This is a genomic window from Chryseobacterium sp. BLS98 (genome assembly GCF_001045445.1).
Lineage (GTDB): Bacteria > Bacteroidota > Bacteroidia > Flavobacteriales > Weeksellaceae > Chryseobacterium.
In genome coordinates, this window is sequence record NZ_LFNF01000003.1 from 494,732 (window position 1) to 508,102 (window position 13,371).

At 37.1% G+C, this 13,371-nt stretch carries 17 protein-coding genes; 9 read left to right on the top strand and 8 right to left on the bottom strand.

The annotated features are described in order from the left end of the window. Window positions 1–23 precede the first annotated feature (23 nt). Both ACM40_RS13475 and ACM40_RS13480 read right to left on the bottom strand, forming a co-directional pair. A complete protein-coding gene (locus ACM40_RS13475; RefSeq protein ID WP_228376183.1) occupies window positions 24–644 on the bottom strand; it encodes a hypothetical protein in 621 nt (206 codons plus the stop codon). Between the two features lie 24 nt (window positions 645–668). Next, window positions 669–968, bottom strand: a complete 300-nt coding sequence (locus ACM40_RS13480) for a rhodanese-like domain-containing protein (RefSeq protein WP_048503289.1) — start codon at window positions 966–968, stop codon at window positions 669–671. Window positions 969–1,131: 163 nt separating this feature from the next. On the opposite strand from ACM40_RS13480, the gene queG reads away from it, so the two are divergent. From queG to ACM40_RS13500, 4 genes are all read left to right on the top strand, one after another. Continuing rightward, complete coding sequence (queG, locus tag ACM40_RS13485) at window positions 1,132–2,100, top strand: tRNA epoxyqueuosine(34) reductase QueG (RefSeq protein WP_048503290.1); 969 nt, start codon at window positions 1,132–1,134, stop codon at window positions 2,098–2,100. Between the two features lie 334 nt (window positions 2,101–2,434). Then, complete coding sequence (locus ACM40_RS13490) at window positions 2,435–3,118, top strand: TIGR02117 family protein (protein ID WP_083996857.1); 684 nt, start codon at window positions 2,435–2,437, stop codon at window positions 3,116–3,118. Window positions 3,119–3,123: 5 nt separating this feature from the next. Further along, on the top strand, window positions 3,124–3,774 hold the full coding sequence (locus ACM40_RS13495) for a murein L,D-transpeptidase catalytic domain-containing protein (RefSeq protein ID WP_048503291.1): 651 nt from the start codon (window positions 3,124–3,126) through the stop codon (window positions 3,772–3,774). Window positions 3,775–3,790: 16 nt separating this feature from the next. After that, a complete protein-coding gene (locus ACM40_RS13500; RefSeq protein ID WP_048503292.1) occupies window positions 3,791–4,252 on the top strand; it encodes an SRPBCC family protein in 462 nt (153 codons plus the stop codon). 102 nt (window positions 4,253–4,354) lie between these two features. Here ACM40_RS13500 and ACM40_RS13505 read toward each other — a convergent pair whose 3' ends face one another. Next, window positions 4,355–4,783, bottom strand: a complete 429-nt coding sequence (locus ACM40_RS13505) for a cold-shock protein (RefSeq protein WP_048503293.1) — start codon at window positions 4,781–4,783, stop codon at window positions 4,355–4,357. 760 nt (window positions 4,784–5,543) lie between these two features. Then, the gene (gene lgt, locus ACM40_RS13510; RefSeq protein WP_048503294.1) at window positions 5,544–6,380 is read right to left on the bottom strand and encodes a prolipoprotein diacylglyceryl transferase; all 837 of its coding nucleotides are present in this window, start codon (window positions 6,378–6,380) and stop codon (window positions 5,544–5,546) included. A 253-nt stretch (window positions 6,381–6,633) separates the two neighbouring features. Between lgt and ACM40_RS13515 the strand changes: the two genes are divergently transcribed. Beyond that, entirely contained in the window at window positions 6,634–7,563 is a 930-nt protein-coding gene (locus ACM40_RS13515) for an NAD-dependent epimerase/dehydratase family protein (RefSeq protein ID WP_048503295.1), read from the top strand. Between the two features lie 94 nt (window positions 7,564–7,657). Further along, a complete protein-coding gene (locus ACM40_RS13520) occupies window positions 7,658–8,566 on the top strand; it encodes a helix-turn-helix domain-containing protein (protein WP_048503296.1) in 909 nt (302 codons plus the stop codon). A 115-nt stretch (window positions 8,567–8,681) separates the two neighbouring features. On the opposite strand, the gene ACM40_RS13525 is transcribed toward ACM40_RS13520, so the two are convergent. Both ACM40_RS13525 and ACM40_RS13530 read right to left on the bottom strand, forming a co-directional pair. Continuing rightward, window positions 8,682–8,876 (bottom strand): cold-shock protein, encoded by a 195-nt coding sequence (locus ACM40_RS13525; protein WP_034741125.1) that lies wholly within the window; start codon window positions 8,874–8,876, stop codon window positions 8,682–8,684. 69 nt (window positions 8,877–8,945) lie between these two features. Continuing rightward, a complete protein-coding gene (locus ACM40_RS13530; protein WP_185097196.1) occupies window positions 8,946–9,569 on the bottom strand; it encodes a DEAD/DEAH box helicase in 624 nt (207 codons plus the stop codon). Window positions 9,570–9,861: 292 nt separating this feature from the next. On the opposite strand from ACM40_RS13530, the gene ACM40_RS20850 reads away from it, so the two are divergent. Next, entirely contained in the window at window positions 9,862–9,996 is a 135-nt protein-coding gene (locus tag ACM40_RS20850) for a hypothetical protein (RefSeq protein ID WP_262483721.1), read from the top strand. An 87-nt stretch (window positions 9,997–10,083) separates the two neighbouring features. Then, window positions 10,084–11,031 (top strand): beta-1,6-N-acetylglucosaminyltransferase, encoded by a 948-nt coding sequence (locus ACM40_RS13535; RefSeq protein WP_048503760.1) that lies wholly within the window; start codon window positions 10,084–10,086, stop codon window positions 11,029–11,031. Between the two features lie 136 nt (window positions 11,032–11,167). Here the strand turns inward: ACM40_RS13535 and ACM40_RS13540 are convergent, their stop codons facing one another. Next, on the bottom strand, window positions 11,168–11,977 hold the full coding sequence (locus ACM40_RS13540; RefSeq protein WP_048503297.1) for an anti-sigma factor domain-containing protein: 810 nt from the start codon (window positions 11,975–11,977) through the stop codon (window positions 11,168–11,170). A gap of 1 nt (window position 11,978) precedes the next feature. Next, window positions 11,979–12,527 (bottom strand): RNA polymerase sigma factor, encoded by a 549-nt coding sequence (locus ACM40_RS13545; protein WP_083996859.1) that lies wholly within the window; start codon window positions 12,525–12,527, stop codon window positions 11,979–11,981. A 264-nt stretch (window positions 12,528–12,791) separates the two neighbouring features. On the opposite strand from ACM40_RS13545, the gene ACM40_RS13550 reads away from it, so the two are divergent. Next, on the top strand, window positions 12,792–13,361 hold the full coding sequence (locus ACM40_RS13550) for a fasciclin domain-containing protein (protein WP_048503299.1): 570 nt from the start codon (window positions 12,792–12,794) through the stop codon (window positions 13,359–13,361). Window positions 13,362–13,371 lie beyond the last annotated feature (10 nt).

A 13,371-nucleotide genomic window follows, 5' to 3' on the forward strand; every position in this document is an offset into this window, starting at 1 on the left:
CTGCTGCATCTCCTTTTTCGTCATTATAAAAGCTTAAGTTCCGCAGCTAAATTTTCTCTTGCCTGCTGTTCGTACCTGTCCCTGAAATGCTCTGTTTTAAAAATACTTTCCAGTTCCAGAAAATGTTTCAGCACCTTTTTCCTTCCCGGCTTGTAAAGAATATCAGGATATATCGAATACTCTTTCCTGATCTTCCGGGTGTAATCGGAATAGATATCAAAATCCTTTCCAAGGATAGAAAGATCTGCGTCCAGAAGATAGTTCGTATCCATATCATCAGATTTATGATGAGATTTTGTTGCCAGTATCTGGGCTTCAATCTTTGAAATCATATCAGGATTTAACCCAATTTTCTGAAGCCGCTCAACGGCATAGGAGGCACTTTTTTCTTCATTGGACTTTGAAGTGGCATCATAAATGACATCGTGGTAAAAAACGGAAAATGAAACAGTATGATAATCTTTAATATAACGTTCTGCACTTTCCAGCTCCAAAAACATACTTTCCAGATGGAAAAGATTATGATAATGCCGTCCCTTTCCGGAATATTTCTTTTCAATTTCCAGCCACAAACCTTCAATAAGATTCCGGTCTTTCGTATAGTGAAGACAAAGCTCCGTAAATTTAGCCTGCAGATCCATCATGGAATGGTGTATAAAAAAAGGAACTTAAAAAGTTCCTTGATTTGCTTCCAATACTGCTTTCAGTTCAGCCCAGCCTCCGCCGTTGTAACCGTCCTTCAAGCCCTGGCTGTTAAGATACTCCAATGCTTTTCCGCTTCTATTTCCACTTCTGCAGAATAGGATCACAGGTTTTTCAACAGATAAAATTTCTTCTTTTCTGTCCTCTACCTCACCTAAAGGAATATTTTGAGCCCCGTCTATATTTCCGTCCATTTCAAGCTCCATAGGCTCGCGAACATCAATTAATTTATAATTTCCTGACTGTATAACTTCTATTAAAGACATAATATTTAATTTAGATTAAAAATAATAACGAAAATACGTAATTTTTTGCTTAAAAAACTCTTTATCAAGACTTAAATTTTTCACAAAAAAACCTTAAAAGTTCAGTCTGGTCCACCTTTCATCTGAAATCTTCAGATTGGTAAATTAATCTTAATTTTGCAGAATGGAAATCCTCAATGCCGGTACCGAAAAATATTCCCGACTCATCAAGTCCAAAGCAGAAAAGTTTGGGTTTCAGAGCTGTGGTATATCGAAAGCGGAATTTTTAGAAGAGGATGCTCCTAACCTTGAAAAATGGCTTAAAAATAATTTCCATGGTGAAATGAAATACATGGAAAACCATTTTGATAAAAGATTGGATCCCAGATTGCTTGTAGAAGGCTCAAAATCCGTTATTTCACTATCCTACAATTACTTTCCAAAAGAAAAAATCTCTGACCTGGAAAATTATAAAATTTCAAAATATGCTTATGCGGAAGATTATCATGAGGTTGTAAAAGAAATTCTCAGAGAAATGGTTTCGGAGCTTCAGCAGGAAATAGGCGAGTTCGGATTCCGTGTTTTTGTTGATTCTGCGCCTGTTTTGGAAAGAAGCTGGGCCAGAAAGTCAGGGATAGGATGGGTAGGGAAAAATGCCAATCTGATCACCAAGCAAAACGGCTCTTTCTATTTTTTGGCAGAAATTATCTGTGATCTTGAACTGATCCCCGACCATGCCACCACAGACCACTGCGGGACCTGCAGGAAGTGTATCGATGCCTGTCCTACAGACGCTATTGTTTCGGAAAAGATCATTGACGGAAGCCGGTGCATTTCCTATGCAACCATAGAACTTAAAAACGAAATCCCTGATCATTTTAAAAACAAAATGGAAGACTGGATGTTCGGATGCGATATCTGTCAGGATGTATGTCCCTGGAACCGGTTTTCTTCCCCCAATCTCCAGAACAGGTTTACTCCGAATGATGCATTGAAAAACTTCAAAAAAGGAGAGTGGAAAGAAATTACCCAGGAAATATTTTCCGAGATCTTCAGAAAATCTCCCGTAAAAAGAACCAAATTTGCAGGTCTGAAGAGGAATATCGAGTTTTTGGAACGTTCTGCAGAAAGCAGTAGGATAAATTTTGGGTGACGAATCCTTATCTGGAATGGTAAGGTTCCAAAACTCAGAGGGTAGCCGTCCATCCCTTAAGCTGTAGGTCTTAAGGAGGATAAGATTTAATTCAATATGAGTCCGCAGAAAACTTTTCCTAAAAAGAAAAATTGACTTTCAGGAGACAAATGTCCCACAGAAAATCAACGTTTTTTTTGTACTCTTTTTGGAGCTGTTTTTACTCTTATTTTAAATCTTTTTTGTGATTTTGTATTTTTACGCATATTTGTGAATATTTCGTAACTAAATTTAATCATTTTTTCGATTAAAACAAATACTTTTACGGAAAATTGAAGATTAAATTTTATTAAACATGACTGTGAAAATTGTAATAATATACCTCCTGAAAACACTGGGGATTATTTTGGGAATCGTTGCTCTGTACGTCATTATGGCGCTTCTGCTACCTCTTATAGAAGTTTCTGCGGAAAATGATGGGCAGCCGAAAGATATTCCTATCTATATTTACACCAACGGCGTGCATACGGATGTGGTAATGCCTGTAAAGAATGATCTTCAGGATTGGGGAGCAAAAGTCCCGTTTTCCAATACAAAGTCAAAAAGAACAGATTACAATTATATAGGAATAGGCTGGGGCGATAAAGGATTTTACCTGGATACCCCAACCTGGGCTGACCTGAAATTTTCCACAGCTTTTAAAGCGGCGTTTTGGCTCAGCGATTCAGCGATGCACTGCACGTATTATACAGCTATGAAAGAAGGGGAAGACTGCAAGAAGATTATGGTCAGCAAAGATCAGTACAAGAGGTTGGTAAAATTTGTAGAGGATAAATTCGACAGGGATCAGAACGGAAATTTTATCTTGATTCCCACCGATGCAGTGTATGATGTAAATGATGCATTTTATGACGCCAAAGGAAAATACAGCTTCCTGAATACCTGCAATACCTGGACAAATGATGCGCTGAAAGCTGCAGGGCAGAAGGCAGCTCTTTGGACGGCTTCCGATTTCGGTATCTTCAGACATTATAAATAATTTCAATGAAGTTTTTTGCGGTAATTCTTACATGTTGTTGTCTGCTTTCATGCAGTGATCAATCTGGTAAAGGAAATCATCAGACTTCAGCAAGCCCTGATATTCAGATAGAAAAAAAACCAGAGGCTGATCTTTCTGAAATAACAGCAAAAGCCGAAGAAGCTCTCCAATTCTGTACTTCAAAAAAGCTCAGTACGGATTTCTGTATTCTGATCGATATGAGTCTTCATTCAGGAGTGAAAAGAATGTTTATCTGGGATTTTCAAAAGAAATCAGTGATAAAAAAATATCTTGTAGGTCACGGATGCGGTTCAAATGCGTGGAGTTTAGATGGTTCAAAAGACAATCCGAAGTTCAGTAATGAAGATGGAAGCCATCTTTCATCATTAGGAAAATATAAGCTGCAGGAAAGGGGCTACAGCGAATGGGGAATCAACGTAAAATACCTGATGCACGGCCTGGAAGAAACAAACAGCAATGCCTTAAAAAGATTTATCGTTTTTCATTCCTGGGATATGATGAGCGATGATGAAGTATTTCCAAAAGGTTCGCCTGAGGGATGGGGCTGTCCCACTGTTTCCAACAACGCAATGAGAGAGATTGACCCTATGATAAAAAGTTCTGGCAAACCCATACTCATGTGGATCTATTTGTAAATATATTAAGAAAATTATGAAGCACAGACTTTTTCGGGAACAGCAGCTAAACTGTGATATGGCAACAGTCTGGAAGTTCTTTTCTTCCGCCAATAACCTTTCAGAAATTACCCCGAAAGACATGAACTTCATTGTACTGACCACAATGGAGAATGACGAAATTTATGAAGGAATGTTGATCGACTATTACATTTCGCCGCTATTCGGAATCAAAATGAAGTGGCAGACGGAAATTATTAAAGTAGATTTTCAAAAGAGTTTTATAGACTTTCAGAAAAAAGGGCCTTATAAACTTTGGCATCACCATCATGAATTCATCCCGAATGAAAATGGGGTGTTAATGAAAGATACTGTAGATTATGAGCTTCCTATGGGATTTTTGGGTGAAATAGCCCATCCGGTTTTTGTTAAAAAGAAGCTGAAGCATATCTTTGATTACCGGTATGCCGTGCTGAAGGAAATGTTCAATAAAAAATAAATTATACCCATTATTGTGAATTGGTTCTTACGATAAAAGCCACCTGAAAAGGTGGCTTTTTATTGTCTTACAAATTCTGCTGTTCTCCAGCAGATCTGTTGATTATTTGATTAATTGGATATTAACAGCGGAGAAGCCTTTTGGAGATTTTTCTTTCTCAAAAGATACTTTGTTGCCTTTTTTTACAGGGTGTGCACAGCTGTTGTTGTGAAAGAAAACATTTTCTTTACTGCTGTCCTCAGTAATAAAGCCGTAGCCTTTCTCACTGTGGAAAGTAATGATTCCTGTCTTTCTGATGTCTTCCTCAACAATCGGAGCGGCACCAAGCTGGATATCATCGATATTTACTTCCTGTCTTTCTCTGTTTTCAGGAGGTGTAGAGGTAAGTCTTCCGAATTCATCTACATACATGAAAACATCTTCTGCCCCTTTGTTGTTGTTCGTCTTACGATCTTCGCGTCTCAGCGCTTTTTCTTTTTGTTTTTGAATTTTTTTCTTGAAATTTTCTTTTTTAGAAAAAGAGTCTGCCATAAATTATTGTAGTATTAAATTTTATATTGTAGTTATTGGTTATTGATCTGCCAAATACTTGTAAGTTGCAGTCATCCGTCTGATCTTCCTTGTGAAACGAAACGTCGAAAGCAGTTCTGTTTTGGCCGTTCATCAGTAAAAGAAGTGATTTTTAAAAAATGAGGCGTCTGAAAAAGCGGGAACTGAAAAGAAAGAATGTCTATACTATTACAGAGGGCAAAGGCAGCGGCCTATTAATTAATATACAAATATACGATAATAAACTGAATAAACCTATTTTAAATCATTGATTATCAAAAATGTATTTTATTGTTCAAAGCAGAGAGTAGAGTTTCAGCGGCTGAACTTAATAAAAAAATCCTCAGTTGCCTGAGGATTGTGGAAAATAATATATTATAAAAATGAAGTGGTGTATAATACGATTCGTAAAGTAGCAAATGCTATGCCTAAAAGTCACAAATTTTGGATTTTTTTTGTGCGGATGCCGAATTTCAGGGCAATTGAAGAGTGTATACGGCTGGTATGTAATGGGATATATCCTTTATGTAAGTATCAAAAAAATGAAGTTTTTAGTTTTAACTTATTTTTTGCTGTAAGAAATCCTATGACTGTTGGAAATGTTCCGCCGCCATTCTCTATATATGTTTTCAGGCCTTTTATATACAATAAGTATGATTGTTTTTTGGCCACTCTTCTATTTGATCCTTAATAAAAAACCTCCGGAATTGTTAATCTCGGAGGTTTAAAAATATTTTTATAATTATGAAACTTTTACATTCCTGCTGTCCCGGATGCTTTTAATCATAAAAAACAGTCCCAGAAACAGAAAAGGAATACTTAGAATTTGTCCCATATTCAGGCTCATTCCTTTTTCAAAATCCACCTGGTCCACTTTTATAAATTCAACAAAAAACCGTACAATAAAGATCAGCAGGGTAGTGATTCCAAAGTAAAATCCTTTGCCCACCTTGAAGATATTTTTCTTGTAAACAGAGTATACCAGCAAAAAAATGATCAGATAGCAGATGGCTTCATACAGCTGAGCAGGATGTCTTGGAATGTTGTCGATCTGTTTGAAAATAAAGGCCCATGGCGCATTGGAAGGAGTTCCTATAATTTCGGAATTCATCAGATTGCCCAGCCTGATAAAGGCTCCGGCTAAAGGAGTTGCAATAGCGATGATGTCCAGAACGGTCATAAATTTAATGGAAAATTTTTTGGCATAGATCAAAAGCATGATTATCAGCCCGATTCCTCCGCCATGGCTTGCCAGCCCTGCGTATCCTGAAAAGTGATAAGCCCCGTCGGCCCCTTTTTGAATCGGAAGAAAAATCTCGACCGGATGCTGAGCGTAATAATCAAAATCATAAAACAGGCAGTGACCTAATCTTGCCCCAACTAAAATTCCGATGAATGCATAAGAAAAAAGGGCTTCATGAGCCTGGGTGCTCAGGTTTTCTTTTTTATAGATGTTTTTTAAGATGGTATAGCATAAAACAAGACCGGTAAGAAACAATATACCGTAATATTTTAAAGGAAAGCCGGAAATATTGAAGATTTCGGGACTTACATCCCAGTTAACGTATAATAAATTCATGATGATAAATTGTCGAATTATTTTTTCAGGCAAATATAGCAGGATATAGTCGTTTTTGAGGGACAGATGTCAGACTTTAGGATGTTTTCGGGGAATATATCATGTTTTGCAGGGTGAAAAAATAAGCTTTTATATACCTTTAAGCAGAGATTTTGTTACAACTTCGCTACATTAGGATACTGTTTCATTGAGAGAATTCCGGAACTTTGTCATAGTAAAATCTTCTGTAATAACCGGAAATAAATAAAAAATTATGCAAACCATATTAGGAGCCAATGGACAGATTGGCGAAGAATTAGCCAGAGCACTGAAACAAAAGTACACATCAGATATCAGAATTGTGAGCAGAAATCCTGTGAAAGTAAATGATACGGACACTGTGTTCCCGGCAGATCTTTCAAAACGGGAAGAAGCAATCGAAGCGGTAAAAGGAAGCGAAATTGCTTATTTTACTTTAGGAATGCCAATGAATACAGATTTATGGGAGAAACAATTTTCAGTGATACTGAACAATGTAATCGATGCCTGTAAGATCAACGGAACAAAATTGGTGTTTTTTGATAATACCTATATGTATCCCCAGGACGGCAGGATTCTCACAGAGCAAACGCCATTTGCACCCGTCGGAAAAAAAGGAAAAGTGAGACAACAGATGGCTGAAATGCTTTTGAAAGAAATGAAAACCGGGCAAATAGAAGCTGTCATTTGCCGTGCTCCCGAATTTTATGGCCCCGGAAAGACACAAAGCATTACCAATACCATGATCTTTAATAATATCAAGGCTCATAAAAAACTGAAAGTTCCTTTAAGAGATGATACGGTAAGAAGCCTGATCTGGACACCGGATGCCAGCAGAGCAACGGCCCTGATTGGAAATACGCCGGACGCATTTGGACAGACCTGGCATCTCCCGGTAGACAGCAATAAGCTTACCTATAAGCAGTTTATAGCCTTGGCATCACAGATCTATGGAAGGGAATTAAAATATACTGTCATTCCAAAGTTTGTGTTTAAGATAGGTGCCCTTTTTAATAAGCAGGCAAAAGAGCTGCAGGAGCTGCTTCCTAGATATGGGAATGATAATATATTTGATGACTCAAAATTCAGAACACGTTTCCCGGATTTTAAAATAACTTCATACCAACAGGGGATAGAACAGATAAAAGAAGAACAGAAAAAATAGTAATTTTAGGGATGGAACTTGGGAGGATGAAACCTGTTTATAGTTGTTCATTCCGGCATTAATAACTTCCTATTCCTCAAATAATTAAAAGCTCATGAAATCACCGGAAAAAATATCTTCCATTAGCCATCTTCATCGGTATCTGCAGCTGAAAAAGCCTTCAAATCCTTTGATCAGTGTGTTCGACTTTACAGAAATCTCTGTAGATCCGGCGACTCTGTTAAATGCTATAATAACCGATTTTTATGTGGTAGCCCTTAAAAAAGACTGTGCAGGAAAATTCAAGTACGGACAGCAGTATTATGATTTTGATGAGGGAATCATGTATTTCACGGCACCACAACAGATCATGCAGTTTGAAGATATATTGCTTTCCGAAGTAAAAGGGAGTGTATTGGCCATACATCCTGATTTATTACAGGGATATGCTTTAGCCGGTGAGATCAGGAATTATGGTTTTTTTTCGTATTCCAGCAATGAAGCACTTCATCTTTCTGAGAGAGAAGAAAAGTCTGTGATGGATATTATTGACAATATCAGAAAGGAAATGGAGGCTAATATGGATGCCTTTACCCAGGATCTTCTGGTGTCCAATATTGATCTCTTGCTAAAGTATTGCGACCGATTTTACAGCAGGCAGTTCCTGACCAGGAAAAAAGTGAACAACAATCTCCTTGCTAAGCTTGAGAACTTACTTGATTATTATTTTAAAAGTGATCAGTTAATTATTAACGGAATTCCCACCGTTCAGTTTGTGGCGGGCGAACTTGGCATGAGCTCCAATTATCTGAGTGATATGCTTAGAATTCAAACCGGCCAGACCACACAGCAGTATATACAGAACAGGCTGATTGAAAAAGCGAAGGAATTGTTATCTACGACCTCAATGTCGGTTTCTGAGATTGCTTATCAACTCGGCTTTGAGCATCCTCAGTCTTTTCACCGCTTATTTAAGAACAAAATGTCTGTTTCTCCGCTGGAATTCAGGGATTCTTTTAGCTGAAGATACAGATTTATTCAAACAAAAAACCTCTTACATTAAGCAAGAGGTTGTAACGGACACTGAATAAAGAGTATTGCTACTGATCAGTGAATGTCCGCTTAACGGTATATTCAAATTATGCTAACTTTACGTTAACTGCATTTAAACCTTTATCGCTTTTTTGTACTTCGAAAACTACTTTATCGTTTTCACGGATCGATCTTGTGTCTAATCCTGAAGAGTGTACAAAAATATCTTTTCCTCCGTCTGCTGGAGAAATAAATCCGAAGCCTTTTGCTTCATTGAAAAATTTTACGGTGCCTTCTTGCATTGTAATGGGTATTAAAAAATTATTGTATTGATTATTGGAAGTTTTCTGAATTTTCCAGAAAAAATCCGTTTATATTATTTCTATTGGGTTGTTCAGCATGGTATCTGCAAATCTCCGGACGCTCAATGGCATAGTTGCGGAAAAAAACAGGGTTTGTCTTTTGGGTGAGATCAGCTTTAATATTTTTTTTACGTCGTCTGAAAATCCCATATCAAGCATTCTGTCCGCTTCATCCAGAACCAGTATTTCTATTTTAGAGAAGTCAATATGTCTCTGACTTACCAGGTCCAGTAGTCTTTCAGGGGTGGCAATAAGAATGTCCACTCTTTTTCTCAGAGCTGCCAGCTGGCTTCCTGATAATACACCATCAAAGATGGAAAGTTGTGACAATGGTAAATATTTGCTGTAGATTTTAAAATGTTCTTCGAGTTGTAAAACCAATTCCCGTGTTGGGGTTAATATTAAAATTCGTATTTCTTTATGGTCCGATGTATTTCTTTTTAACAGCTGGAGAATAGGCATAGCAAATGCCGCCGTTTTTCCTGTACCGGTTTGGGCGTGTCCTACAATATCCCTTCCTGCTAAAATATGTGAAACAGCCATGTACTGTAGCTCCGTAGGTTTGGAATATCCGGCTTCTGTAATAGCCCGGACTATGGGATTGATTAAATTTAAACTTTTAAAACTCATCATATTCTACCGGAACATCCGGTTCTGAGTGGCCAGACCGGTTAAGATCTGAATTGTTGTCTTGCATTAAAATAATGAATATCAGTTCTGATAAGCATTTCTTTAATTATTATTTTACTTGCATTAACTTTAACAATACATTCAGTTGGAATATATTTGCTGAGTTTTGCAATATCATATCGTTCTCATTCTCAGGGAGCGGAATTTTAAATCTGTCCCGTTCTGAGCTTTATAACTGCTTTTAACCTGAAAACCAAGGAAGCAGTATTAAAAATTATTAAAAAATAAATTTTAATTGGCAGCTGAAAAAGCAAAACTGAAAGAGAAAAATGAAGATTTTAAACTATTACAGAATAGCAAAAGGCAGTGGCCTGTTTTTATAAATGCTTTGCAAAGCTACAATAAAGAAATTGAATATTGGTTGATTTAAATGATTGATTATCAAAAAATTATTTGTAGATTTCGCACGTTAACTGAATTGTTTGCCATCAAGCGGATGATTTTTAAATCCGTACTTATGCAGACCTCTGTTCCTACAACCAGCCCCCAGACCCAAACTTTAGAATCACACTCATACCAGCATGTAAGAATTGCCTACTTCATTATGGTTCATCATAAGCCGGAAGTATTCAAAGCGATGTTTCAGAAGATCTATACAAGAGATCAGTTTTACCTTATCCATGTAGACCGGAAAGCTAAAGAGGAGTTTACCGATGAGATTCAGAGGTATCTCATCAGGTTTCCCAACGTCTATATTCTGGAAAGCATCAACATTGTTTCCGGAGGATTCAGTATGATTCAGGCTGAACTTGATGCTATGGAATTCCTGCTTAATGTCAGCCAGGAATGGGATTATTTTGTTAATCTGAGCGGTGAAGATTACCCTTTGAAATCACAGAACATCATCAGAAAATTCCTTACAGAGAACAACGGAAGAAATTATCTTTTCTATTATGACCAGAAGTTTTACCGTCCGGATACCCTTAAGAGAATACAGAATCATTTTACGGAGCTGTCTTATAAGATCTCGTCAATTATCTACAAGAGAGAATTTATGAAGGGAGTTACGCCTTACATTGGTGGGAAATGGGTTATTTTTACCAGAGATACCTGCGCTTTTCTTGCCAATAATAAAAGAGTGATGAATTTTGAGGATTACTACCTCCATACGTTTCTCCCTGCAGAATCATTTTTCCAGACTGTTCTTATGAATACTTCTTTTAACGATCTTATTGTAAATGACGATAAAAGAGCCCTCATCGAAAAACCGATATTCGGTAAGAAACAGACATCAGATGAGCTTATTCTTTTTCTGAAAGCTACCAACCACCTTTTCATCAGGAAAGTAAATGAGAAAACAGAAGAACAAGTTATGAAATACATTGAAGAAAGCTACGATCATCCTTTACCGGAAATAGATGAGGTAGAAAGAGAGCTGAAAATGAATAAAAGACAGGATAATTAACTTCTGTATTTCATTAAATATTACCAAAATTTCTTATCAAAGCTTTATTTAACCTCTTGGGATTAACAAGTGTGCTGTTTGAGCATTATGATTCAAATGGAAATACCGTAAAAGATCATCATTCTAAAGTATAGTTTTAGATTTCACCCATTACATACATATTTTCCATAGTAGGAACTGCACTGCCGCCCTGTTTTTCAAGGGTTATGGCAAATGCCTGTGCGTTTGGTATGTTCGCAAGAGCTGTTTTGCTGTCTTTTTCTTCGCTGTACATGCCTGCGCTTACAGGTTTCCCATCAGCAATAGCCCACAGCTGATACTGCATTCCCTTCGGAGCTTTTGGAAGACTTTCAGCGTTAAGGTATACTTCTTTCGTTTTTTTATCCCAGAAAACCATTGCTTTGGAATCAGTGTGCTTTTCCACTCCTTTTAGCATTACCATCTGCATATCAGGATTAGAAAGCATATTCATTTTCTGATTCATTTTTTGCATGGCAAGCTGCTGCGACTTATTCTCAGTCTGCATTTTGGCAATTTCTTTTTTCGTTTCAGCATTGTTGCTCATCCAGAAAAGGTTTCCGGCAGCACTGATCAGAAATAATACGGAAGCGGCAACCGCATAGGTTTTCCAGCTGCTTTTCTCCTGAAGTTGAGTCTCTTCCTGAGGTTTTGCGGCAGGAATATCTGTGACAAAAGGCTGTACTTTTTCAGCAGTCTGCTCCTGTTGCTGGATCTTATTCCAGATTCTGGATTTTAAATCAGCAGGAGGAGTTATAGCCTGGCTTGTTGCCAGATCTTCTAACGTTTTCTGTGCTTCTTCAAAAGCAGCCTTCACTTCAGCATTGTTTTTCATCACACACTCCAAAATCCCTGCTTCCTCAGGAGAAGCAAGACCTAGAATATAAGATTCTATAATTCCGGATGATATGTATTCTTTTGTGTTCAATTTATTGATAATCTTTTAACAAATCCTTTAATTTCATAAGCGCATTCCGCATTTTGGTTTTCACCGTCCCAAGGGGTATCTTCAGTTTTTCGGAGATCTCGTTCTGGGTATATCCCTGGTAATAAGCCAGGTCAATAAGTTCTTGTTTATCTGCTTCCAGACCTTTAAGAACATTATTAAATCCAATAAAATCAGTCGAATGGTTAGTTGTTGAAAGTTCTGCAGAATTATATACGAAATCCGGAAGAGACTGGTTTTTAAGCTCATTCTGAAAGCCTTTTGATTTTAAATAATCTATTGCCGTATTTCTGGCAATATTAATCATCCAGGTATAAAACCTTCCTTTTGATGGATCATACTGATGAACGGCATTCCAGATTTTGACGAAAACATCCTGGATAACTTCCTCCGTATATTCTTTAGACTGTACGATTCGGAAAACTACACCATACAGAGCTCCTGCATAATGATCGTATAAATAGTGAAAGCCTGATTCGTTTCTTTCTTTAAGTAAAACGATAAGCTCTTCTTCCGAATAGGTTGTTTTGATAGTGTGTAATTTTCATTTCAAATGTAATAAAATAAAATATATTACAAAGAACATCCGGAAAATCTTTTATATCGTAAATGATTTTAAGCATTCCATTAAAAGATGTTAATAAATAGTCAATACCGTTGATACTATTATTTCATGGAATTTTAAAAAGATTAAAAAAATAAAAAAAAGTAAATTTTTTAAATCTGATTCTCAACCAACGTCGTAAATGATTCTAAGAACACAATAAAATAGACATTAACTTAAAAAATCAATACAATGAACACAAACTCAAAAATCGCAGCTCTTACAATGGTAGCCTTATCATTTGCTTTCAGTGGGAAGGTAACTGCACAAACGATGAAAGAAAAAACAGTAATGGTAGGCGGCGCAGCCATGTATCCTTCCAAAAATATTATTGAAAATGCCATACATTCTAAAGATCATACCACTTTGGTAGCCGCTGTAAAAGCAGCAGGTTTGGTAGAAACCTTGCAGGGTACGGGACCTTTTACGGTACTTGCTCCTACGGATGCCGCATTTTCTAAACTTCCGAAGGGGACCGTGGAAACTTTGGTAAAGCCTGAGAATAAAGAAATGCTCACCAAAATTTTGACGTATCATGTTCTTGCAGGAAAATACAATGCTAAAGATATCTGGGCTGCCGTAAAAGCAGGAAATGGTAAAAGTATGATGAAAACAGTAGAAGGTGAAGGACTTACTTTCTGGACCAAAGGAAAAGACCTTTATGTACAGGATGCCAAAGGAAATAGTGCCAAAGTGACGATAGTTGATGTGAACCAGTCAAATGGAGTGATCCATGTGATTGATACGGTGCTGATGCCGTAAAGTTTTAGTT